This is a genomic window from Brachybacterium halotolerans (genome assembly GCF_016623465.1).
Lineage (GTDB): Bacteria > Actinomycetota > Actinomycetes > Actinomycetales > Dermabacteraceae > Brachybacterium > Brachybacterium halotolerans.
Map to the genome: position 1 here is coordinate 703,348 of NZ_JAEDAJ010000001.1, position 23,053 is coordinate 726,400.

Below are 23,053 nucleotides of genomic sequence, written 5' to 3' on the forward strand. Positions count from 1 at the left end.
CGAGTATCGAAAGCACGGTCGAGCATGGACAACATCGAGATGACGGATGCCGACGGCGACAGCGTGACCCTCCAGGTCCGCGAGGACGGCACCTGGATCACATGCACCACCACGGACGGCGAAGTGACGGTGGGGCCGCTTCCAACGAGCGTTCTCCAGGTCGCCGTGGCGAAGGCGGGCGTCTTCAGCGCGACCCAGCAGGACTGCCACGCCCGCTGAGGCAGGAGACTCAGGAACCGGAGATCGACTCTCAGGACGGGCGCTTCGCTGCGCTCGTCCGAGGACACTGTGGTGACTCAGCCCGAACGAAGAGGTCGTTCCCGGCGCGGTCGCGCTCGCGTGGGCCGCCTTCTCGTGTCCCGATCGATCTGAAGGCGCCCCGCAGGGTACGCACAGCGGACCCTGGACCGGAGGCGGCTCACTCTGCTGCCCACCGCGGCCGCGGAGCGCCCCGACCGTCTCGCCTGAGTCCCGGGGACGAGACGGCACCGCGACCATCTCCCTCACGGCAAAGGAAAGGGCCCCTGCCTGGTGGATCACCAGGCAGGGGCCCTCATGCGTAGCGGGGGCAGGATTTGAACCTACGACCTCCGGGATCGAGCGTCGCCTGGTCGACCCGACGACCCCGGCACGCCCCGACGGAGCCGAGGCGCTGGACTCCATCGTGGATACAGCGCTCACCGAGTACTGCTCGGGCAACCTCAACGGCGATCAGGTGGCCGACTTCCTGGCCGAGTGTGGCGTGCGGGTCGGCGCTTCAACGGGCGCGCCAACGAGCGGTGGTCGTTGACGCGCCCGTTGGCGCGGCGGCTCGTGGGTCAGCAGAACGTCAGCCGGGAAGCGGGCTAGCTCCTACCCACTGGGCAACTAGATCGCTCATGACGGTCGATGTGTCACCGGAGCCGACGAACTCTCCTTGGCCCGAGTAGAAGCACACCGTGTCGAGGTAGTTGGACTCTCGAGCCAGCCATTGTTTCGCAAGGTCAGACCCACACCACCAGTGCAAGACCACCTCATGCCTGGGCAGTGCAGGGTCCTCAGGGGAACTGCGGAGCCTGATTTGTAAAGCTTCGACATTCGCCCCGGTGTCCTCTGCCTCGACCGAAACGAGGCGACCAGATCCGGATTCGCTATGCATTCAGCGAGCTCCTCAGCACTTCGCGGGTGCGGCGGCGGGGGCAACTTCGAGTTTGTCGATCATGAGCTTCGCTCCTCGATCTCGGACCATCACCTGCCAGTACGGCTTCGGCTTGGGACATCCGACCGGCTGGTACTTCCAGCACGCCGTGTCCGGACGCTTGACCCAGTCCACGTGGTCAATCAGCCAGGTTCTGCGACGCTCGCAACCAGCGGCAGAAGTGATGTGGTTGCCATCGTAGGCGACCCACGTCTGCTGGGCTGCCGCGTCGGTCGCCTGCGGTGCCGACGAGGCGGGTTCGTCCCCAGCTGCAAACGCCTGACCGGGCAGCGCCATTACGAGCACTGCAAAAACAATCGCGACGGCTCTTCTCGCTGAGAGGGAAGTAGCGCTCTTCATTGAGATATCCATTCTAGAAGGAGAACAGGGATGTGGTGTACACCACGTGCAGAGACTATGGCTGTCCGCGCCAAGGAGCAAGGCGCTGCGTGGAGCAATCTCGACCGCGCCCGAGCCGAAGCCGAGGACGCCGCCACCATCGCGCACCCGCCCATCAGGCGTGAGGACGGGAGCTCCTACGGCTCCGATGAGCACATCGCTTACCGGCGGGGGTTCATCGCCGGTGCCGAGTGGCAGGCGTCCCTCCCGCCGACCGACGTCGAGCTCGAGGACGCGATCGAGGATCGGCTCTACGACGCGGGCCTCGTCCGGTCGTCTGTCGATCCCGAGGGTGATCCCGTCGCGACGGTGGACGCCCCGCTGGTCGAGGTCGTGCGCGCCGTCATGGACGCCTTGACCGCCGCGAGGGAGACCCAGCGATGAAGAACCCAGCATGCGCGATCGGCCTCCACTGGTGGAGGTTCACCCGGCACCGCCCCGCGCTCATGCCCGTGCAGCGGTGCGCGTGGTGCGGCGCGGGGCGGTGCGACTTCACCGGGGAGACCTGGACACCAGAGCAGTACCGAGGGGAATGGGGAAGCCGATGACCACCGAACCGACCGAGCTGCGCGAAAAGATCGCGCGGGCGCTGGAGGCCGAGGGGCTGCACCCGAACCCCGACCAGTACGACTCCAGCATCCACGGCTGGCGGTGCGAGAACCCGGATATGTACGGCCCGTGCACGTGCTTCCAGGAGTGCGTGGATGCCGTGCAGGCAATCGTGCGGGAGGCGCAGGCCGAGGTCCTCCGCGACGCCGCCCAAGCGATCGAGGACAGCGACAAGGCCCTGCCCGACCTCGCCATCGCCACCGCCGTCCGCTCCCTCCGGTTCCGCGCAGACGACCTGACCGAGGGGGACCGATGAGCCTCGCGAAGCCCACGCCCTACGGCAACGCCGAAGACCTCGCCATGTTCAACCGGTCCCTCGTGGCGCAGCTCCGGAAGGAGCGGGCCACGATCCAGCGCGTCCGCGCCCTCCACGAGCACCGCGCCCCCGAGTCCCCGTACGTCGAGTACTGCGAGCACTGCGGGGCCGACTGGCCGTGTCAGACCGTGCGGGTGCTCGACGCCTGATCCCACCCGGCCCACCAAGCCCGTCCCGGATGTCCGACCCGCGGGTGATGATGGGGGCTCGCGCACCTCGGTGCACCACCACAACACGGAGGACTCATGCTCTACCTCTTGGCCCCGCCCTACCAGCTTCACTGGACGCCCCAGCCGGAATCGTGGATCGACCTCGCGAAGGAGCACGGCACCGACCTCGGGCAGATCGACTGGGCCCCGGCCGAGGAGCCGCACTCCCCCAGCATCGTCGTCAGGCTCGCGCTCCGATATGGCACCGAGTGCTCTCGCGGGATCGTGCTCCCTGCGTGGACACTCAGCCAGGCGGAGAAGCCGGTGTAGCTTGCCGCGCTCACCGGTCAGCTGCGGGAGTCCTCGGCACGGATCGCAGAGTCCAACGATCCCCTGATGGAAGCCGTCATCCCCGGGTGGACGAAGTACAACGCCGAGCAGGATCGCGAGCTCGACGCCAGCATGAAGGAGTCGATCGCTCGAGCTCAGGAGGACGCCGACGAGCTCCTGTCGGCCCCGGAGCTTCCCCACCTCGTGAGCATGTGGCAGCGGATGGGGGGCATCGCGCCCGCGCACGCGGACTGAATCAATTCCCGGCCTTTAACCGGCCCTGGACGCATTCTCGCCCGAAAAGCGAAAGGCCCCTCACCGGTGAAACACCAGGTGAGGGGCCTTCTCTTCGTAGCGGGGGCAGGATTTGAACCTACGACCTCCGGGTTATGAGCCCGGCGAGCTACCGAACTGCTCCACCCCGCGTCGACATGCTCAACTCTAGGACACCCCTGATCCGGAGTCCAGCCAGGAGGGCGGGAACGTGTGCCATGACACGTCGCTGCGCTTCGACGGTCCTGGTCACAGGCGAGTCCGAGCAGCCAGGGCGACTCTCCGCCCCGCGTCGGCCGGCCCAGACGCGCGCGGGGCCGGCCGACGTGTTCACGGTCTCCGGATCACCCTTCGTCGCCGTCGCTCGCGCCCCCGCCGTCGCTCGCCGCGCCGCCGGAGCCGGAGCCCTCGATCTCGCTGTTGGCGTCGACCGCCCGCTGCAGAGCGTCGGAGAGCTCGTCCTGCGCCGTGCCGTAGGCGTTCCAGTCGCCCTGCTTCATCGCGGCGTCGGCATCCTTGGTGGCCTGGTCCATGTCCTTCAGCGCCTGATCCAGACGCTGCTGGGCGGTGCCGCCGGCCGTGTCCGACCCCGCGTCGCCGGAGTCGCCCGAGTCCTTCGAGGCGCCCGACGCGTCGCTCTTGTCGGCCTCCCCGCTCTCGGTGTCCACGGAGCCCGAGACCACATCACTCTGGTCGCTCTGGACCTCCGCGTCGCCCGCGTTGGCACCCGAGTCGCCCTCGAAGACCTTGTCGAGGGCCTCGTCGAGCGTCGGCGCGAAGCCGATCTTGTCCCCGAAGGAGACCAGCACCAGCTGCAGCAGCGGGTACTGGGTGCCGCCGCCTGCGGACGAGGACTGGATGTAGACGGGCTGGACGTAGAGCAGACCGCCGCCCACGGGGACCGTGAGCAGGTTGCCGTTGATGACCTCGGAGTTCCCCGACTTCAGCAGGTTCAGCGCCTGCGAGACGTTGGGCTCGGCGTTGAAGGTGGCCTGGACCTGCCCAGGGCCGTTGACCGGGTTCGTCGTCGGCAGCACCAGGAGGTTCATCTTGCCGAAGGTCTTGGCGGGGTTGCCGGCCTTGTCCCCTGTCTCCGAGTCCACCGCGAGCAGGCCCGTCATCACGTTCTGCCCGCTCTGCCCCTGATAGGGGATGTAGTTCGAGGACAGGGTGAAGCGCGGGGACTCCTCCCCCGGCATCTGCATCGTGAGGTAGTACGGCGGCTGCGGGGCCTGGGTGCCCTTGGAGCCGTCGGCGTTGGTCGATGCCTTCGCCGTCGGGTCCGGCGAGACCTGCCAGAAGTCCTGCTGGCCGAAGAACTCGTCGGCCTCCGTGACGTGGTACTTCGCGAGGATCTCGCGCTGGGCCTTGAAGTAGTCGGCCGGGTAGCGCAGATGGCTCATGAGGTCGCCGGAGATCTCCGAGGCCGGCTTCAGCGAGTCCGGGAACACCTGCTGCCAGGACTTGAGGATCGGGTCCTCGGTGTCCCAGGTGTACAGGTTCACGCTGCCGTCGAAGGCGTTGACGGTGGCTTTCACGGAATTCCGCATGTAGTTCGCGTGGGCATCCTGGTAGTTGCCGCTCGCGTCCTCCTCGGCGGTCTTGGAGTCGACCGTGGCGGAGTCCAGGTTCTGCTTCGTCGAGTACGGGTAGGCGTCGGTGGTCGTGTAGCCGTCGATCACCCACACCATCTGTCCGTCCACGACCGCCGGGTACATCTCGGAGTCCAGCTGCAGGAACGGCGCGACCTCCTTCACGCGCTCCTGCGGCTGACGGTCGTAGAGGATCTGCGAGTCGGAGTTGACGTAGCTGGAGATGACGATGTTGGGGTCGCGGAACTTGATCGCGTACAGCAGGCGGTTGAAGAAGCTGCCGACCTTCGGTCCGCCGTCACCGGTGAAGGTGTTGTTGTGCTGGGCGCCCTCGTTCTTCTCGTCGGTCCCGGTCTGGTAGTCGAACTCCTCGGGCTCCGAGCCCTCGGGTCCGCCGACGATCGAGTAGTCCGGGGAGTGGCGGCCGAAGTAGACGCGCTCCTCGAAGTCGCCCAGCTCGCCCTTGCCGGGGACGCCGGACTGCAGGAAGTCGGGCTCGCCGTCGGAGTTGCGCTGGTTGCCGTAGGCGGCGGCGAGGCCGTAGCCGTGCGTGTAGACGATGTGCCGGTTGACCCAGCCGCGGCTGTCGAGGTTGAACTTGTCCGGCCGCAGCTCGCGCACACCGATCACGGTGTCCTGGAGGCGGTCGTCGATCGTGTAGCGGTCCACGCTGAGCACCTGGTCGAAGCCCCAGTACTGGCGGTTCGCCTCGCGCTGCTCGAACGTCGGGGAGACGATCGAGGGGTCCAGCAGCCGGATCTGCGCGGTCGTGTCGGCGTCCTCGCGCAGGGCGCCCGCCTCGGCCGTGGTGGACGCGGAGTACGAGGTCTCGGTGACGTCGTCGACGTTCCACGCGGTGCGCGTCGCCTCGATGTTGCGCTGGATGTAGGGCTGCTCGAGGGCGCGCTCGTTCGGGGTCACCTTGAACTGCTGGATGGCCCACGGGTAGGCGGTGCCCACCACGAGGGTGGAGAGCACCATCAGGCCTGCGCCGACGGCGGGGATCCGCCAGTCGGCCCGCCAGATCCAGAGCACGAAGAGGGCCGCGACGATGACCGCGGCGATCGCGAGGATCGTCTGGGCGGGCAGGATCGCGTGGACGTCCGTGTAGGAGGCGCCGTCGAAGCGGTCGTGCTCGCCGGTGAGCATGCCGTAGCGGTGGAACCAGTGGCCCACGCCCAGCAGCAGCACGTAGACGGCGGCGAGGATCCCGAGGTGGCGACGCGCCGTCGTGGTGACCTCGAGGCCGCTCTCCTGCGTCCAGCTGATCCCGCCGTACACGAAGTGCCCGGCCACGGCCGCGACCGCGGAGACCAGCACCATGAACTGCAGGAACGAGATGATCATCGTGATCACCGGCAGCGTGAACACGTAGAAGCCGACGTCCAGACCGAACACCGCGTCGGTGCTGCCGTAGGACTGGGGGTGCAGGAACAGCTGCACGTCCTGCCAGCGTCGGGTCGCGGCGAGACCGGCGAAGGCGCCGATGACGACGGGCGCGACGATCGTGATGCCGCGGCGCAGCGGGTCCACGGCCGCGCGGAACTGCTCCATGGCCTCCTGCTCGCGCGTCACAGGCGGGTAGACCGGCCGGCGCGTGTAGGTCAGGCGCAGGGAGAAGAACAGCGGCACCGCGAACACCAGGAAGCCGATCAGGAACAGGAGCCCCTGCGTCAGCCAGCGCGTGGTGAGCACGTCGGTGAAGCCGATCTGGTCGAACCAGAGGAATCTGGTCCATACCGCGGAGGCGATCAGCAGGAGGATCACGAGGAGCGCGAGCACGCCGATCGTGATCGAGAGCGGGGAGATGCGGCGACGCCTCCCCGACGAACCGGCACCGGCCGGCTGTGGTCGGGGTCGGGGCTGGTCGCCGAGCGGTGCGGAGAAGCTCACGGGGTCCTCTGGGAGAGTCGTGGGATGAACACCGCACCGGGGCTTCATCGCCGGGTGGAGGAGACGCCGCTCCGGATACAGTGTGTGGCCGACCGCGTGCAACGGTGGCCCTCCCATCTTGCCAGGTCTCCCCTGGAAGGATTGTGATGAGTGAGACTCCCCGTGGGGCCGATGCCCCGCACGACGACCTCGACCCCGCGCAGGCGGCCCTGGCCGGCGTGCTCCTGGAGGTGCTGCGCCACCTCGAGGAGCCGACGCTCGAGCGCGTCCATTGGTTCGCCCTCCTGCGCAGCGCTCAGCTGCTGGCCGAGCAGCCGGGGCTCGCGGCGCTGCTGGGCGATGACGTGGCGCTGAGCCTGGCCCAGGACTCCCGGCACCTCACCCCCGTCGAGCTCGACGACGTGCCCGCGGATTCCGATCCCCTCTCCTCGCTCTCGGCCCTCGCGTGGCCCGAGGGCATCACGGGTCTTGCCGCGTGCTTCGACCTGAGCGCCGCGCAGCGCGAGGAGCGCGCCCCCGAGGACTCGCTCCCCACGGGCGCCGGCAGCATGCGCGCGGCGGTCGCCGCCCTCGAGGACGGCACCATGTTCTGCGCGGTGCGCCGCGAGGGCCACAAGGAGGTCACGCTCGGCGCGCAGCTCCTCCCCGATGTCGTCGCGGCGATCCGCGAGGCCGTCACCGGGGAGGAGTGAGCCCGGTCCGCTGCGGGGACCCGGTTCAGAACGGAGCGTCGGCGCCACCCGCTCCCTGACCGGCGAGCTGCCTGCTCTCGTCCTCCTCCGGCCCTGCGCCGTCCGAGGAGCCCTCGGGCTGCGTGACGGCGGGCGCATCGTCCCCGTCGTCGCCCACGAACCCGCCGAGGGGCCGCACCAGGGAGTGCTGCCCATCGGGGAAGACCTCTCCGGTGGTGACGTCGACCGGCGGATCGTCGTGGCGCTGTGCGCGCGTCATGTGCGTGGTGCCGAACACGAGATCGTGGCCCACCGCATCCGCGCGCACCTGCATGCTGCGACCCTCGGAGCCGTCCTCCCATGTCCACTCGGAATAGCTGAGGCGGCCGGTCGCGATGACCGGGTCGCCCTTCTTCACCGAGCGCAGCATGTTCCTGCCCAGCGCCTTGGTGCCGTAGATGTTGAAGAAGTCCGGGGTGGCGGCGTCCTTGAAGTCGTCGGTCCCCTTGTCGTAGTAGCGGCGGTTCACGGCGATCCGCACCATCACGGTCGGCTCGCTCTGGTTGTTCGTGACGTGGGCGTCGCTCGTGGCGTTGCCGCGGACGGTGACGTAGACATCCCTCATGCTCATGGCGGGTTCCTTCCTCAGAGGCGGGGCTCGGCCCGCCGTCGGCCCTCTGCCGACTCCCCCAGAGTTCCCAGCAGCGTTGCCGTCCGCCACGGTCGCGGCAGGAATGGGGAAAACCGCCGATGGGGAGGACCCGCAGGTTCGAGGTGCGAACGTTGTGCCGTGAGCGGGCGGGGGCGTCGGCCGGCGCATCGGCTCCTCCGCCGGCACCGCCGAGTCCAGGAGACATGAAGAGACCGGCGGCCGACTCCTCATCAGGAGCAGGCCGCCGGTCGAGCTGATCGCTCGCCCACAGACGCAGCGCCGGTGCTCGGGCGCCCGCGCGGGGGTCAGCGGGTCAGGTGGGTCGAGGCGCTCAGGCGCCGGGGTTGACCAGGCCCTTCGTGCTGCGCGCGTTCTCGAACCGCGCCTGGACATCCGCCCAGTTCACGATGTTCCAGATCGCCTTCACGTAATCGGCCTTCACGTTCTGGTAATCCAGGTAGAACGCGTGCTCCCACATGTCCAGCTGGAACAGCGGCACCGTCGCGACCGGGATCCCGTTCTGCTGATCGTAGAACTGCTCGATCACCAGGTTCCCCTCGATCGGCTCATACGCCAGGATCGCCCAGCCCGACCCCTGGATCCCCAGGGCCGCCGCCGTGAACTGCGCCTGGAACGCATCGAACGACCCGAAGTACTCGTCGATCGCGCTCGCCAGCTCACCCGTGGGCTTGTCCCCGCCCTCCGGGGAGAGGTTCTTCCAGAAGATCGAGTGGTTCGTGTGACCACCCAGGTTGAACGCCAGGTCCTTGGACAGCTGGTTGATCGCACCGAAATCGTTCGCCTCGCGCGCCGCCGCCAGCTTCTCCAGCGCCGTGTTCGCGCCCTTCACGTACGTCGCATGGTGCTTGTCATGGTGCAGCTCCATGATCCGGCCCGAGATATGGGGCTCCAGCGCCGCGTAGTCATAATCGAGATCGGGAAGCGTGTACTCCGCCATGAGGTTCATCCCTTCCATTCGAGGTCGCGGGGACCGCAGACGGGTCCCGCCGTGTCCTCCATCCTGCCACGTCGGCCCTGCATGCGGGCAGGACGCGTTCACACAGGATCCGCGGTCGACGCGGGCCCCACCGTCTGTCGGCAGCGCGCGCGCCGGCCCCGTCTCCGACGCCCGGCCCCGTTCGTCGGGCAGCCTTGCGAGAATGGCCCGATGGCGAGCGCACGAGGTGCTGATCGGGGCAGCGGCTCCGGCACGGGGACCGATGCCGGGACGGACCTCGCCCCGGCGTCGGCCGCCTCTGCGGTGCCCGAGCGCTTCTCGCCCGCGACCCGCGCCTGGTTCACCGAGGCGTTCGCCGCGCCCACGCCCGCACAGCAGGGCGCCTGGGAGGCGATCGGCCGCGACGAGGACACGCTCGTGGTCGCCCCGACCGGATCGGGCAAGACCCTCGCCGCTTTCCTCACCGCGATCGACGATCTCGCCTTCGGCCGCGACGAGCGCCCCGGGGCCACCTCCGTCCTCTACGTCTCCCCGCTCAAGGCGCTCGGCGTCGACGTCGAGCGGAACCTCACGTCCCCGCTGGTGGGGACGATGCGCGCCGCTCAGCGCCTCGGGCTCGCGCACCGCGAGCTGCGGGTGGGCGTGCGCACGGGGGACACCTCTCCCGCCGAGAGGCGGCGTCTGCTCAGCCGCCCGCCGGACATCCTCATCACGACCCCCGAGTCGCTGTTCCTCATGCTGTCCTCGTCCGCGCGCGAGACCCTCGCCGGCGTGCGCACCGTGATCGTCGACGAGGTCCACGCGGTCGCGGGCACCAAGCGCGGCGTGCACCTCGCGCTCTCCCTCGCCCGGCTCGACGCGATGCTCGAGCATCCCGCGCAGAGAATCGGGCTCTCGGCGACCGTGGAACCGGTCGACGAGGTCGCCGCGTTCCTCGGCGGGGCGGGCCGACGGGGCGGGGAGGTGCAGGTGGTGCGTCCGCCGTCGGCCAAGACCTGGGACATCGGCGTGCGCCTGCCCGTGCCGGACCTGTCCGCGATCGACCCGCCCGCGGACGCGGTCGACGAGGACGACGTCTCGGGGACGATCTGGCCGCACGTGGAGCGGGCCGTGCTCGCGGAGGTCCTCACCCATCGCTCGACGATCGTGTTCACGAACTCCCGTCGCCAGGCCGAGCGCCTGACGTCGAAGCTCAACACCCTCCACCGCAGGCAGGTCGTCGGCGACGAGGCGGCCCGCGTGCTCGGGGCCGAGGCGGACTCCGATCTCGTGGCCCGTGCACCCGAGGACCTCGCCGTCTCCCCCGATGAGGTCGAGGACGTGGCCCGTGCGCACCACGGCTCGATGTCCAAGGAGATCCGCGCGAGCATCGAGGACCAGCTGAAGTCCGGGGCGCTGCGCTGCGTGGTGGCGACCTCCTCCCTCGAGCTCGGCATCGACATGGGGTCGGTGGACCTCGTGATCCAGGTGGAGACGCCGTTCAGCGTCTCGAGCCTTCTGCAGCGCATCGGCCGGGCCGGGCACGACGTCGGCGCGACCTCGCAGGGGATTCTCCATCCCCTCCATGCCTCCGACGTGCTGCGCGCGGCGGTCACCGTGCACGAGGCCGTCGAGGGTCGCATCGAGCCGCTCGCGGTGCCCCGCAACACCCTGGACGTGCTCGCCCAGCACACCCTCTCGGCGGCCCTCGCGGAGGACCTGGACGTCGAGGACTGGTTCGACCTGGTCCGCGAGGCCCATCCCTACCGCTCGCTGCCGCGCTCGGCCTACGACCAGACGATCGACCTGCTCGCCGGCCGGTACCCCTCGACCGCCTTCTCGGAGCTGCGGCCGCGGCTCGTGCACGACCACGAGTCCGGCACCCTGCAGGCCCGGCCCGGTGCGCAGCGGCTCGTGGTCACCAGCGGCGGCACCATCCCCGACCGGGGCCTCTACCCCGTGCACCTGGTCGCGGCCGAGGGGGACACCCAGCCGCGCCGGGTGGGCGAGCTCGACGAGGAGATGGTCTACGAGTCCCGCCGCGGGGACGTCATCACGCTGGGCACCTCGAGCTGGCGGATCGAGGAGATCACCGCCGACCGCGTCACCGTCTCCCCCGCCTTCGGCCTCACCGGCCGCATCCCCTTCTGGCACGGCGAGGGCGCTGGGCGGCCGGCGACCCTGGGCCGTGCGATCGCGAGCATGCAGGCCGAGCTCGCGGCCCTCCCGGACGAGACCGCCCGCGAGCGCCTGGGCTCCCTCGGCCTCGACGAGAACGCGCGCGGCGCCGTCGTCGACCATCTCGCCGAGCAGCAGCAGGCCACCGGGGTCGTCCCCGGCCCGGACCAGCTGGTGATCGAGCGCTTCCTCGACGAGCTCGGCGACTGGCGGGTGGTGCTGCACTGCGCGCTGGGCCAGCGGATCACCGGGCCGTGGGCCCTCGCCGTCGGCGCCCGCGTCGAGGAGCGGTACGGGCTGGACGGCCAGGTGATGGCGGCCGACGACGGCATCGTGCTGCGCATCCCCCACGGCGAGGAGCCTCCCGGGGCGGACCTGTTCGTGTTCACGCCCGAGGAGATCGAGGAGGAGGTGCGGCGGCTCGTCGGCACCTCCGCCCTGTTCGCCGCCAGGTTCCGCGAGTGCGCTGCCCGGGCCCTGCTGCTGCCGCGCCGCGACCCGCGCTCGCGGGCGCCGCTGTGGCAGCAGCGCCAGAGGGCCGGCCACCTGCTCGAGGTGGCCCGCCCCTATCCGCAGTTCCCGATCATGCTCGAGGCGGCGCGGGAGTGCCTGCAGGACGTCTACGACCTCCCCGCCCTGGTCGAGCTCATGCGCGGGGTCGCCGGGCGCCGCGTGCAGGTGCGGGAGGTCGAGACGGACTCCCCCTCGCCCTTCGCGCGGTCCCTGCTGTTCGGCTACCTCGCCCAGTTCATCTACGACACCGACGCCCCGCTCGCCGAGCGCCGCACCGCCGCCCTCGCCCTGGACCAGTCGCTGCTCGCGGAGCTGCTGGGCAGCGTGAGCCTGCGGGAGCTGCTCGACGCGCGCGTGATCGAGGACGTCGAGCGCCGCGCGCAGGGCCTCGACGGGGAGCATCCGCTGCGCGGCGCCGAGGACGCGGCCGACGCCCTGCGCCGCCTCGGCCCGCTCACGCTCGCGCAGATCGCCGCGCGGCTCGCGGAGTCGGACGACCCCGCGGGTGACCGCGCGGAGGACCGCGCCGCCGAGATCGGCCGCGAGCTGTTCGACGCGCGCCGCGCCGTCGCCGTGCGCATCGGCGGCGTCGAGCACCTGGCCGCGATCGAGGACGCAGGACTCCTGCGCGACGCGCTCGGGGCCGCGCTGCCGCCCGGGATCCCCGAGGCGCACCTGGCCGCCGTGCCGCGGGCGGTCGCGGACCTCGTCTCGCGATGGGCGCGCAGCCGCGGCCCCTTCGCCCCGTCGGACCTCGTCGACGCCTTCGACCTGGCACCCGGGGTCGCGCGCACGGCGCTCGAGCAGCTCACTGCCGAGCGGATCCTCCAGCAGGGCGAGTTCACCCCCGGCCGCGAGGGCGAGGAGTGGGTGGACGCCCAGATGCTGCGGCGCATCCGCCGGGCCTCCCTGGCCGCCTCGCGCAAGGACATCGCCCCCGTCCCCCACCCCGTCTACGCGCGCTTCCTCTCCGACTGGCAGCACCTGCCGGCGCGGCGCCCCGACGGGCGCCGGGCCCGGGCCGACTGGCGAGGGGCCGATGGCCTGCTCTCGGTGATCGACCAGCTCGCGGGCGTCTCCTTGCCGCTGAGCGCCTGGGAGACCCAGATCCTTCCCGCGCGCCTCCCGGACTTCTCCCCCGCCGTCCTCGACGCCGCCTTCGCCTCCGGCGAGGTGGTCTGGTCCGGGCACGGCCGGCTCGGTGCGGCCGACGGGTGGGTGCGCCTCCATCTGGCCGACGCGCTCCCCCTGGGCCTGGATGCGGGGGCCCTCGAGGAGGCAGTGGCCGCGCTCGTCGAGGGATCGCTGCCCGCCCGCGTGCTCGCGCTGCTGCGTGCGACCCCGGGCGCGCTGCGCCACGGCGAGATCCTCACCGCGCTCGCGAGCGACGCAGAGGACGAGGCGGGCGAGGCCGCCCGCCCGCAGGACGTGCACGAGGCCCTCTGGGACCTCGCCTTCGCAGGTCTCGTCACCAACGACTCCTTCGAGGCGCTGCGGACCTATGCGCTGGGTCCCGCACCGTCCCGCGGCGCGGGACGCTCCGGAGGCGCCGGCCGCTCGAGCCGCTCGCGTCCGCTCACCCGGCGCGGGGCGGCGCGGCTCTCGGCGGCCATGATGCGGCAGGGCGCCGCCGAGCCGTCGCAGCTGGTCACCGGGCCGGTCGGCGCAGGGCGCTGGTCGGCGCTGCGAGTCGAGGCGGTGGAGCCCTCGGCCCGGTCCGCGGCGCTCGCGACGCTGCTGCTCGACCGCCACGGCGTCCTCACCCGCGGAGCGATGGACGTGGAGGACGTGCCCGGCTCCTTCGCGGGCGTCTACCGGGTGCTCTCGGCGCTCGAGGAGGCCGGCAGCTGCCGGCGCGGCTACTTCGTGGACGGCCTCGGCGCCTCCCAGTTCGCGCCCGTGGAGGCCGTGGACCTGCTGCGCGACCGCGAGCACGAGGCGGAGGCGCGGCGGCACGCGGTCCCGGATGCGCGCGACGACACCGCCGGGCCCCCGACCCTCGTGCTCGCCGCGACCGATCCGGCGAACCCCTATGGCGCCGCCCTTCCCTGGCCGGCCCTGCCGATCGCCCCGCCCGAGGGGACGACCGCACGGCCCGCGCGCCGCGCCGGGACGCTCGTCGTCCTCGTCGACGGGGAGGTGGCCGCGTTCGTGGAGCGCGGCGGGAAGAGCCTGCTGTGGTGGGCCGGCGAGGACGCCACGCCGCTGGTGGCCGAGCAGCTCGCCCGCGCGATCCGTGACGACTCCCTGCTGCCGCAGCTGCAGGTCGAGCGGATCGTCGGGCACGGGCTCGAGGACACGGAGGTCGCCCATGTGACCCGGGCGCTCGTCGACGCCGGCTGCTACCGCTCACCGCGGTCGCTGCGCCTGCGCGCGGGAGGCCGCTGATGCCCGAGGGCGACACCGTCTTCCGCCAGTGCCGGATCCTCCACGAGGCCCTCGCCGGCGCCGAGATCACCCGCAGCGACCTGCGGGTGCCTGCCGCCGCGACCGCGGACCTGCGCGGCTGGAGCGTGAGCGAGGTGGTCCCGCGCGGCAAGCACCTGCTGCTGCGGCTGCTCCCTCCCACAGGGCCGGGCGCGCCCACCGGCCCGGGCACGTCCACTCATCCGGGCACGTCCACCCGGACGGCAGAGCCGCTGACCCTGCACAGCCACCTGATGATGGACGGGATCTGGCACGTCGACGGGGTCTCCCTGCGCTCGAGCGACACGAGCGCCGGCCCGCGTCCTCGGCACACCGCCCGCGTGGTGCTCGAGGCGATCCGGGTCGACGGCCGCGAGGTCCGCGCGGTCGGGTACGACGTGAAGCAGGTGCGCCTGCTGCGCACGGCGGACGAGGGCGAGCTCATCGGCCACCTGGGCCCCGACCTGCTCGACCCCGACTGGTCCGAACAGCTGCGTGCGAGGGCGCTCGAGAACCTGCGTGCACGCCCCGAGCGGCCCGTGGGCCTCGCCCTCCTGGATCAGCGGAACCTCGCCGGGATCGGCAACATCTATCGCTGCGAGCTGTGCTTCCTGCATCGGGTCCACCCCTCGGCCCCGCTACGCGAGGTCGCGGACCTGCCCGGCATGGTCGATCTCGCGCGGCGCCTGCTCACCGTGAACACAGGCCGTGCGGTGCGGATGACGACCGGCGGGATGATGGGCCGACGCGGCGATCTGTGGGTCTACGGGCGGGCCGGGGAGCCATGCCGCCGCTGCGGCGCGCGCATCCAGCGCGGTGAACTGCTCGAACCGGAGATCCAGGGCTCCGAGGGACGCGTGATCTTCGCGTGCCCGCGCTGCCAGGCCGGCGCATCGGAGAAGAGCTCACGGCGAGGACAGGGCGCCGCGGCAGGCTCCCGAGGGTCGCGGGGGCGCGGGTTCAGGACCTGACGAGCCCCTGGGCGATCATGCTGCGTCCGGCGTCGAGAATGGCGTCCTGTGCGGGCCGCGGCTCCCAGCCGAGCTCGCGGGCCGCCTTCTCGTGCGAGGCGCGCTTGGCGACGCCGAGGTCGGCGACGATGGCGCGCATCTGCCGGGAGAACAGCCCTGCGATGTGCACCACCGCGTTGGGCAGCGAGCGCGTGGGGACCTTCGCGGCGGCCTCGCCGAGGTGCTCGCGCAGGATCCGTGCGACCTCCTGCATCTCGAGCGCCGGCCCGTCGGACAGCAGGTACCTCTGCCCCGCGGCCGACGGGGTCTGCAGCGCGAGCACATGGGCGCGGGCGACGTCGCGCACGTCGACGATCGGGAAGAACAGGTGCGGGCTCGCCGGGATGGCGCCCTGCAGGAGGCTCAGGACCACGTGATTGGCGCCCGAGGCTCCCGCGCTCAGCAGCGGGCCCATGACGGCGACAGGCAGCATGGTCACGAGCTCCGGGGCGCCCGGCTCGCTGCGGGCGAACTCCCAGGCTGCCTGCTCGGCGAGGGTCTTCGAGCGGGCGTAGGCGTCGGCCCCGGGCCCGTCGAGCACCGTCCAGTCCTCCTCGGTGAAGACCCGGCCCGTGTCGGCGTGCCCCCAGCTCACGGCGTGGAAGGCGGAGGTGAGGATCACCCGCTCCACCCCGGCGTCGCGGGCCGCGCGCAGCACCCGCAGGGTGCCCTCGCGGGCCGTGGCCACGAGCCGGGCCTCGTCCTCCACGTGACCCGGCATGACCGGGGAGGCGACGTGGAGGACGGCGTCGACGCCGTCCAGGGCGCGCTCCCAGCCGTCGTCGGAGGTGAGGTCCGCCGCGGCGAACTCGAGGTTCTCACCACGGGTGAGGCCGGCCGCCTCGAGCTCGGAGCGCACGCGCGCCTCCTTCTCGAGGGAGCGCATCGTGGCGCGGACCCGGTGCCCCTCGTCGAGCAGCTGCAGGAGACAGTGGCCGGCGATGAATCCGGAGCCGCCGGTGACGAGGATGCGCTGTGCCGGCATGGTGGCCTCCATCAGGCGTCGAGGGGTGCGACGGTCTCGAGGAACAGTCGGGCGACAGCATCCTCCTGCGCCCCGAGAACCACCTGCACGTGCTTCCCTGTGTCCGCGAGCCCGTGCTCGGCGTCCTCTCCGGGACCGCGTCTGCGGTCGACGACGGTCTGACCCCGTGCAGGGCCGGCCGCCGTCTCCACACGCACCGGCAGGGTGCGGATGTCCATGAGATCGGGGGCGACGAGCGAGCAGACGGCGCCGGCGTCGCCGATGCGCGCCGCCTCCGGACCTCCGGGCAGGCCGTCCTCGTCGCGGAGCCAGAAGTCCAGCAGCTCGCCGAGCGCAGTGGTCAAGGGGTCGGTGCTCGCCGCGAGCCGCGCCACGGACTCCTCGTCGAGCCCCACCCGGTCGAAGACGTCGAGTCCGTACATGCGCACGGGCAGCTCGCTCTCGAAGACGATGCGCGCGGCCTCCGGGTCGTGCCACACGTTGAACTCGGCGACCGCGGTCGCGTTCCCGACCGAGGCGGAGCCGCCCATCAGCACGATGTCCTGCAGCCGTGCCGCGGTCTCGGGGTACATGCGCAGCAGCAGCGCGACATTCGTGAGCGGCGCGAGGGCGACCAGGGTGAGGGGTTCGCGAGAGTCCTCGATCGTCCGGCGCATGAGCTCCACGGCGTGCAGATCGGAGACGGGACGATCACTGTGCGGGAGCAAGATCCCGCCCAGTCCGTCGGCCCCGTGGGCCTGCGCAGCATCGCGCGGCGCCTCGAGAAGGGGCCGGGAGGCCCCGGCCGCGACGGGCAGGTCCCGCGGGGCGCCGAGCGCGTCGAGCACCCGGCAGGTGTTCTGCAGGACGCGCGGCAGCGGCACGTTGCCGTCCACGCAGGTCACCGCCCGCACATCGATGTCCTGGTGGCGCACGGCGAACATGATCGCCATCGCGTCGTCCACGCCGGTGTCGACGTCGAGCAGGATGTGATGGGTCGCCATCGGGACCTCCAGGGGATGCGGGCACAGGCGCGGGGACGGGCGCGGGGACGGGGTTCACTGTCCCACGTCATGCGCCCGCTGCGCGTCAGGTGCAGAGGCTCGTGCTGGATAGACTGGTCGGCGCATCCGCACCGGTGCGCCGAGCACCCGGCTCGGATGCACGCCTCCATAGCTCAATGGATAGAGCAACGGCCTTCTAATCCGTAGGTTGCAGGTTCGAGTCCTGCTGGGGGCACCCGACTCGTTCCGCGGAGAATTCAGACACCGACGCGATGACCCGCCAGATGCTCCTCGAGCACCTCGGTGACCAGCGCGTGCTCTACCTCGTCGCTCACGCCCGAGGCGACGGCGACTCCCACCTGGGTGGCGCCGATGCGGATCGGCACCGCTCCCCCGCTGAAGGTGAACTCCAGCGGGTCGAGCCCCAGGGCGGGCGTCGGGGCGTCGATGCCCACGGATCGCCAGCGCAGGCGCACGAGCTGCGAGCTCGCGTCATAGCGGCGCACGACGTTGACCTTGCGCAGCATCCAGCCGTGGTTGTCGGCGGTGGTCCCGGCGAGCGCGCCGTGGAAGACGAGCTGCTGGCCCAGCCACACGGAGCACGCGATGGTCTGCTCGCGCTCGCGGGCGAGGTCCATGATCCTCGCGCCCACGTGCAGCGCGTCGTCATGGGCGAAGCGGTCGAAGCGCAGGCGCGCCTCCTGGGCCTGCAGGGCGATGATCTCGTCCTGGATGTCGCCGGGCACGGTGGTCTCCTTCGGTGGGACGGGTCGATGTGCGGGTACGTCGATGTGCAGGTGAGTCGGCCGGCTCTGCCGGACGACCACTGATCGCCGTTCAACGAGACGGCGCGGGTCCCGTCGAGGAGCGGACGGCGAGCTCTGCGAGCGTCGCCTGGTCCTCGGCGGGCGCCTCCGGGTGCTCGAGACGGCGCTCGATCGCGGCGAGGGTCGCCCGGGCCGTGCGGTCGACGTCCTGGTGGACGCTCGTGAGGTCGACGTACGAGAGGGCTGCGACGCTGCTGTCGTCGTAGCCGGTCAGGGATACGTCCTCGGGGATGCGGAGGCCCGCCCGCACGAGGGCGCCGAGCATCCCGGCGCCGCAGTGATCGCTGCATCCGATGACGGCGGTGGGCAGGCGCTCGCGTGCGAGCAGGGTCCGGACCGCGAGGGCGCCGTCCTCCTCGCCGAAGCCGACGCCCAGCACGTCGATCTGTGCGTCGAGCCCCGCCGCGTGCATGGCCTCGCGGTAGGCGTCCGCACGGTCGGTGCCCACGCGTCCGCCCGCGCCGCCCGCGTAGGCGATCTCCGTGTGGCCCAGCCCGTGCAGGTGCTCGACGAGCAGGCGGAGCCCGGTCGCCTCGTCGGTGCGGACGGCATCGAGGAGGCCCCCGTCGGCCCCGAGGTCCGGCGCCCGCTCCCCCAGCCAGACCACGGGCATCGCGGCGATCGCGCTGCGCAGCGCGGGCGAGTGCGGATCGGGGTTGTAGCAGGCGAGGGCCTCGACCCGGTGCTCGAGCAGCTCGGTGACGACGACCTCGGTGGTGCGCAGCTCGCTCACGGGTCCCAGGACCACGTCGAAGCCCTGCTCGGCGGTGACCTCGAGGATCCGCTCGACGACCTGCAGCTCGAAGGTGTTCGCGGCCGCGTAGAGCACGCCGATCAGCCGGCTGCGCCGCTGGCGGAGAAGCCGCGCCGAGGCGTTGCGCCGGTAGCGTAGGGACGCGGCGGCCTCGAGCACCTTCTCGCGCGAGGCGGAGCTCGGACCCGCCTCGCCCCGCAGCACGAGGGAGACCGTCTGCTGGGAGACGCCCGCGCGCGCGGCGACATCCTTCATCGTCGGCGCAGCCCGCCCCTGTCCGCCGTCCGGATTCTCCCCGCCGGGGCTCGACCCCCTGGCGACCATCCCTGGCCCGCCCTCAGGCGCCCGCGGCGATCTGCCGGCGCACCTCATCGATCGTCGCCATCACGGAGACGATCTCCTCGTGCGGATGCACCGGCGATTCGACGAGGCCCTCGCCCACGAACTGCGCGAAGGCCGTGGCCTGGTAGCCGAGCCCGTCGTGCAGCTCGCCGCCGGTCCCGTCGGTCCAGGTCGCGATCTCGTCGCCCCCGATCGAGCCCAGCACGAGCCGCAGGCCCGTCGGCCCGAAGAAAGGGCTCGCGACCTCGAGGCGCCCTGCGCTGCCGTGGATCGACGCCTCGACCGGCAGGGAGGCGAGCAGGGAGGTGGAGAGCACGGCCTGTGCGCCGCCCTCGGTGTCCACGAGGATGTTCGCCGCGGCGTCCACGCCGGTCCCGGCGACGGCGCCGATCGCGGAGATCGCGCTCGGCCTCCCGATGACCGAGGAGGCGAAGGAGACCGGGTAGACGCCCGCGTCCAGCATCGCGCCGCCGCCCAGCTCGGGGCTCCACAGCCGGTGCTCGGGGTCCATGGGCATGACGAAGCCGAAGTCGGCGCGCACCAGGGAGACGTCTCCCAGGGCGCCGGCGTCGAGGACCTGGCGGATCACGTCGGCCTGCGGGAGATAGCGGGTCCACATGGCCTCGGTGACCAGCACCCCGGCGGCGCGACCGGCGTCGAGGATCTCACGGGCTTCCCCGGCGGACATCGCGATCGGCTTCTCGATGAGCACGTGCTTCCCGGCGGCGATCGCGGCGAGCGCCTGCTCTCGGTGGAGCGGATGCGGGGTCGCGATGTAGACGACGTCGACGTCGTCGTCCTCGAGCAGCGCGTCGACGTCGGGATGGACGGTGGGGATGGCGTGCTCGGCGGCGAAGTCGCGGGTCTTCTCGGCATCTCGCGCTGCGACCGCGACGACCTTCTGCTGGGTGCGGGCCGCGATCCCGCGCACGAACTTCGCGGCGATGCCCGTTCCGATCACGCCCCAGCGGAGGGACGGCACGGAGGCCGGGTCCAGGAGGCGAGGGGCGGGCAGCGAGCAGGTCATGGGAATCCTCCGTCGGGGGTGCCGTGCGCTCCGTGCGCAACGCGCGTTTGGTACGAACCAAGAACGTGGTGGAGACACTAGCCCGCGACAGCGGAGGGACACAAGGGATGTCCGGGGAGGACGGCGGGGATCGCGGCCGGGGACCGTGCGGAGCGCACCTGGCTGCTGGAGTCGTCTCCCGACTCGACGCGCGGCGTTCCGTCCCTGCCGCGACCAGGATATCTCCCCCACCGGGGCTTGCGGCAAGGCCCCCTCGGCCCGCCAGAATGCTCGCTCGCGGCCGGATGCTCCGGCTGCAGAGGGGCGGAGGCGCACATGGTGGACGCACGGATGGACGAGGACGTTCACGACGTGCTCGTGGTCGGCGGCGGGCCGACGGGCATGATGCTCGCGGCCGAGCTGCGGCTGCAGGGCATCGACGTGGTGGTGCTCGAGAAGGAGAAGGAGCCGAGCCGCCTCGTGCGCTCGCTCGGCCTGCACGCCCGCAGCATCGAGATCCTGGACCAGCGGGGGATCCTCGAGCGCTTCCTCGCGGAGGGGACGGTGTACCCGGGCATCGGTCGGTTCGCCGGGATCCCGTCGGCCAGCTCCCCCGAGCTCGACACCGCTCACGGGTACACGCTCGGCATCCCGCAGCCTGTGACCGATCGTCTGCTCGAGGAGAGAGCGCGCGAGCTCGGGGCCGACGTGCAACGCGGACGCGAGGTCGTCGACATCGCCCAGGGCGCGGAGTCCGTGGATCTCGTCCTCGCCGAGGGCGAGCACGTGCGCGGACGCTGGGCGGTCGCATGCGACGGCGGACGCAGCCGCGTGCGGGGCCTGCTCGGGATCGGCTTCCCGGGCGAGGCGGCCGACCACGAGTGGCTGCTCGGGGAGATGGAGGTGACGGCCCCGGCCGAGGAGGTCGCCGCCGTCTCGGAGCGCGTGCGGCGCGAGCACCGCGGCTCAGGGATCGGCCCGTCCTCGAATCCGGGGCTCCACCGGGCCGTCGTCCCCGCGGAGGGCGTGGCCGAGGACCGCACGGAGGGGCCGACGTTCGAGGAGTTCCTCGAGCGGCTGCGCGCCTTCGTGGGCACCGACTTCGGCGGCCACTCCCCCGTCTCGCTCACCCGCTTCACCGACGCCACGCGGCTCGCCGAGCGCTTCCGCAGCGGCCGAGTGCTCCTCGCGGGGGACGCCGCGCACGTGCACCCGCCGCTGGGCGGCCAGGGGCTGAACCTCGGCATCCAGGACGCCTTCAACCTGGGGTGGAAGCTCGCCGCGGTCATCGCGGGGCAGGCCCCACCCGCGCTCCTCGACAGCTACGAGGCGGAGCGGCGCCCGGTCGCCGCCGACGTCCTGACCACCACGCGCGCGCAGAGCGTGCTGATCTCCGGCGAGCCCGGCGCACTCGCCCTGCGGCGTGTGCTCGGCGAGCTGATGGACCTCCCGGAGGTGGACCGGCTGCTGAGCGAGAAGATCGCCTCGCTCTCGATCCGCTACGACCTCTGGCCCGGCGGTGAGACGCCGAGCGGCATCGTCGGCCGCAGACTGCGGGACCTGCCCGTGAGCTCCGGGCGTCTGTTCGAGCGGATGCGCGAGGGCAGGTGGACGCTGCTCGATCCGTCCGGCGCCTTCGACGCCGAGCGGTGGTCGGATGCGGTGGTCCATGTGGTCGAGCCCGTCGAGGACCTCCCCGCGCCCGCCGTTCTGCTGAGGCCCGACGGGCACATCGCCTGGGCCGCCACGGCGCCGGCGCTCGACGGCCCAGGACGGCCCGCCGCGCAGTCCTCACCCGACCCCTCGAGCCCGGAGCCCGACCCCTCGACCCTGGAGTCGGTGCTCGAGCACTGGCTCCCGCGGTGACCTCGGGGTGCCCGGATCCGCGTCCTGACGCCTAGCGTGGGGGCGAGGGCCGGATCGCCGAGCCCTCGCCCATCCACGAGGACGTCGGAGGTCCAGGCCATGAGCGATGCATCCACCCCCATCACCGCGAGCGCGACGATCGCGACATGGCTCGAGCACCCCCGCGGCGGCCCCGTGCTGCGCGCCTTCTTCGAGCACAGCGGCACCAGCCCGGACTCCCTCGGCCCGGCGCTCGACATGCCGCTTCGGCAGCTCGTGCCGCTGAGCCGCGGGCAGCTCCCCCAGAGCGCCCTCGACGACATGGTGCGCGCCGCGAACGACGGGGAGATCCCCGCGGAGGCGGACGCAGGCGTCGCGGCGGACGGGGCGGACCGGGCCGACCGGGCTGACCGGGCTGACCGGGCTGACCGGGCCGACGCATCCTCCGGCCGCTTCGCAGGCCGCACGGTCGTGGTCACCGGCGCCGCCGGCGGCATCGGCCGGGCGACGGCCGAACGGCTGCTCGCCGAGGGCGCGCGCGTGGTCGCGACCGACATCTCCGCCGAGCGCCTCGAGGCGCTCGCGGCCGAGATCTCTGACGCGCACGCGGACCGGCTGGTCACGGTCGTCGGCGATCTCGGCTCCGCGCAGACGATCGACGCGATCCTCGCCGCGGCCGGCGAGCGCGTCGACGCGCTCGCGAACGTCGCCGGGATCAACGACGACTTCTCCGCGATCCACGAGGTCAGCGACGAGATGTGGGCGAAGGTGCTCGCGGTGAACGTGGGCGGTCTCGTCGCCCTCACACGGGCGGTCACCACCCGGATGCTCGAGACCGGGGGCGGCTCGATCGTGCACGTCGCGAGCGAGGCGGGACTGCGCGGCTCGGCCTCGGGCGTCGCCTACACGGCCTCCAAGCATGCGGTCATCGGGATCACCCGGTCGATGGCCTTCATGTACGCGAAGAAGGGGATCCGCACGAATGCCGTCGCGCCGGGCGCGGTCGCGACGGGCATCCCGATGCAGCCGGAGATCGCGCCCTTCGGCAGCGCCCGGCTCGAGGAGGCGCGCGGGAACATCCCGTCCCTCGCCACGGCCGAGCAGCTCGCCTCCTCGATCCTGTACCTGCTCTCCGAGGACGCCTCGAACGTCAACGGCGCGGTGCTCGCGTCCGACGGGGGCTGGTCGGCGGTGTGACGGGACGCC

The 23,053-nt window shown here is 71.9% G+C and carries 20 protein-coding genes and 2 tRNA genes; 12 read left to right on the forward strand and 10 right to left on the reverse strand.

Annotated features, from left to right (window positions below):
• Positions 1–24: 24 nt before the first annotated feature.
• A complete protein-coding gene (locus tag I8D64_RS03165) occupies positions 25–219 on the forward strand; it encodes a hypothetical protein (RefSeq protein WP_200501016.1) in 195 nt (64 codons plus the stop codon).
• Between the two features lie 931 nt (positions 220–1,150).
• Here I8D64_RS03165 and I8D64_RS03170 read toward each other — a convergent pair.
• Positions 1,151–1,549 (reverse strand): hypothetical protein, encoded by a 399-nt coding sequence (locus tag I8D64_RS03170; RefSeq protein ID WP_200501017.1) that lies wholly within the window; start codon positions 1,547–1,549, stop codon positions 1,151–1,153.
• Positions 1,550–1,567: 18 nt separating this feature from the next.
• On the opposite strand from I8D64_RS03170, the gene I8D64_RS03175 reads away from it, so the two are divergent.
• The 5 genes from I8D64_RS03175 (at position 1,568) to I8D64_RS03195 (ending at position 3,235) form a co-directional block, all read left to right on the forward strand.
• Positions 1,568–1,960 carry a hypothetical protein gene (locus tag I8D64_RS03175; RefSeq protein WP_200501018.1) on the forward strand — a complete coding sequence of 131 codons (393 nt, stop codon included), beginning with the start codon at positions 1,568–1,570 and terminating at the stop codon, positions 1,958–1,960.
• A 160-nt stretch (positions 1,961–2,120) separates the two neighbouring features.
• Complete coding sequence (locus tag I8D64_RS03180) at positions 2,121–2,441, forward strand: hypothetical protein (protein WP_200501019.1); 321 nt, start codon at positions 2,121–2,123, stop codon at positions 2,439–2,441.
• Positions 2,438–2,650, forward strand: a complete 213-nt coding sequence (locus I8D64_RS03185; protein ID WP_200501020.1) for a hypothetical protein — start codon at positions 2,438–2,440, stop codon at positions 2,648–2,650. Before I8D64_RS03180 ends, I8D64_RS03185 begins: the two co-directional genes overlap by 4 nt.
• A gap of 96 nt (positions 2,651–2,746) precedes the next feature.
• A complete protein-coding gene (locus I8D64_RS03190) occupies positions 2,747–2,980 on the forward strand; it encodes a hypothetical protein (protein WP_200501021.1) in 234 nt (77 codons plus the stop codon).
• 66 nt (positions 2,981–3,046) lie between these two features.
• Positions 3,047–3,235, forward strand: coding sequence for a hypothetical protein (locus I8D64_RS03195; protein ID WP_200501022.1), 189 nt, complete (start codon positions 3,047–3,049; stop codon positions 3,233–3,235).
• Positions 3,236–3,332: 97 nt separating this feature from the next.
• Here I8D64_RS03195 and I8D64_RS03200 read toward each other — a convergent pair.
• Together I8D64_RS03200 and I8D64_RS03205 are read right to left on the reverse strand one after the other, a co-directional pair.
• Positions 3,333–3,406 (reverse strand) — tRNA-Met (locus I8D64_RS03200).
• Positions 3,407–3,597: 191 nt separating this feature from the next.
• Positions 3,598–6,738 (reverse strand): UPF0182 family membrane protein, encoded by a 3,141-nt coding sequence (locus I8D64_RS03205; RefSeq protein WP_343068408.1) that lies wholly within the window; start codon positions 6,736–6,738, stop codon positions 3,598–3,600.
• 146 nt (positions 6,739–6,884) lie between these two features.
• Here I8D64_RS03205 and I8D64_RS03210 point away from each other — a divergent pair, with 146 nt between their 5' ends.
• Positions 6,885–7,430 (forward strand): PPA1309 family protein, encoded by a 546-nt coding sequence (locus I8D64_RS03210; protein WP_200501024.1) that lies wholly within the window; start codon positions 6,885–6,887, stop codon positions 7,428–7,430.
• A 25-nt stretch (positions 7,431–7,455) separates the two neighbouring features.
• On the opposite strand, the gene I8D64_RS03215 is transcribed toward I8D64_RS03210, so the two are convergent.
• A complete protein-coding gene (locus I8D64_RS03215) occupies positions 7,456–8,040 on the reverse strand; it encodes a single-stranded DNA-binding protein (RefSeq protein ID WP_200501025.1) in 585 nt (194 codons plus the stop codon).
• A gap of 352 nt (positions 8,041–8,392) precedes the next feature.
• Positions 8,393–9,019, reverse strand: coding sequence for a superoxide dismutase (locus I8D64_RS03220; RefSeq protein WP_200501263.1), 627 nt, complete (start codon positions 9,017–9,019; stop codon positions 8,393–8,395).
• A gap of 210 nt (positions 9,020–9,229) precedes the next feature.
• Here I8D64_RS03220 and I8D64_RS03225 point away from each other — a divergent pair, with 210 nt between their 5' ends.
• Entirely contained in the window at positions 9,230–14,077 is a 4,848-nt protein-coding gene (locus I8D64_RS03225; protein ID WP_200501026.1) for an ATP-dependent helicase, read from the forward strand.
• Complete coding sequence (locus I8D64_RS03230; protein WP_200501027.1) at positions 14,077–15,066, forward strand: DNA-formamidopyrimidine glycosylase family protein; 990 nt, start codon at positions 14,077–14,079, stop codon at positions 15,064–15,066. Before I8D64_RS03225 ends, I8D64_RS03230 begins: the two co-directional genes overlap by 1 nt.
• Here I8D64_RS03230 and I8D64_RS03235 read toward each other — a convergent pair.
• Both I8D64_RS03235 and I8D64_RS03240 read right to left on the reverse strand, forming a co-directional pair.
• The gene (locus I8D64_RS03235; protein WP_246482643.1) at positions 15,056–16,090 is read right to left on the reverse strand and encodes an NAD-dependent epimerase/dehydratase family protein; all 1,035 of its coding nucleotides are present in this window, start codon (positions 16,088–16,090) and stop codon (positions 15,056–15,058) included. The two genes, I8D64_RS03230 and I8D64_RS03235, sit on opposite strands and share 11 nt — an antisense overlap.
• Positions 16,091–16,101: 11 nt before the next feature.
• Positions 16,102–17,073, reverse strand: a complete 972-nt coding sequence (locus tag I8D64_RS03240) for a nucleoside hydrolase (protein WP_214650980.1) — start codon at positions 17,071–17,073, stop codon at positions 16,102–16,104.
• 162 nt (positions 17,074–17,235) lie between these two features.
• On the opposite strand from I8D64_RS03240, the gene I8D64_RS03245 reads away from it, so the two are divergent.
• A tRNA-Arg gene (locus I8D64_RS03245) sits at positions 17,236–17,308 on the forward strand.
• A 22-nt stretch (positions 17,309–17,330) separates the two neighbouring features.
• Here the strand turns inward: I8D64_RS03245 and I8D64_RS03250 are convergent.
• The 3 genes from I8D64_RS03250 to I8D64_RS03260 form a co-directional block, all read right to left on the reverse strand.
• The gene (locus I8D64_RS03250; RefSeq protein ID WP_200501029.1) at positions 17,331–17,819 is read right to left on the reverse strand and encodes a heme-binding protein; all 489 of its coding nucleotides are present in this window, start codon (positions 17,817–17,819) and stop codon (positions 17,331–17,333) included.
• A gap of 91 nt (positions 17,820–17,910) precedes the next feature.
• Complete coding sequence (locus I8D64_RS03255) at positions 17,911–18,909, reverse strand: LacI family DNA-binding transcriptional regulator (RefSeq protein WP_200501030.1); 999 nt, start codon at positions 18,907–18,909, stop codon at positions 17,911–17,913.
• A gap of 82 nt (positions 18,910–18,991) precedes the next feature.
• On the reverse strand, positions 18,992–20,023 hold the full coding sequence (locus tag I8D64_RS03260; protein WP_214650981.1) for a Gfo/Idh/MocA family protein: 1,032 nt from the start codon (positions 20,021–20,023) through the stop codon (positions 18,992–18,994).
• 330 nt (positions 20,024–20,353) lie between these two features.
• Here I8D64_RS03260 and I8D64_RS03265 point away from each other — a divergent pair, with 330 nt between their 5' ends.
• Positions 20,354–21,868, forward strand: a complete 1,515-nt coding sequence (locus I8D64_RS03265; protein ID WP_200501031.1) for an FAD-dependent monooxygenase — start codon at positions 20,354–20,356, stop codon at positions 21,866–21,868.
• A gap of 99 nt (positions 21,869–21,967) precedes the next feature.
• Positions 21,968–23,044 carry an SDR family NAD(P)-dependent oxidoreductase gene (locus I8D64_RS03270; RefSeq protein ID WP_200501032.1) on the forward strand — a complete coding sequence of 359 codons (1,077 nt, stop codon included), beginning with the start codon at positions 21,968–21,970 and terminating at the stop codon, positions 23,042–23,044.
• Positions 23,045–23,053: the final 9 nt, after the last annotated feature.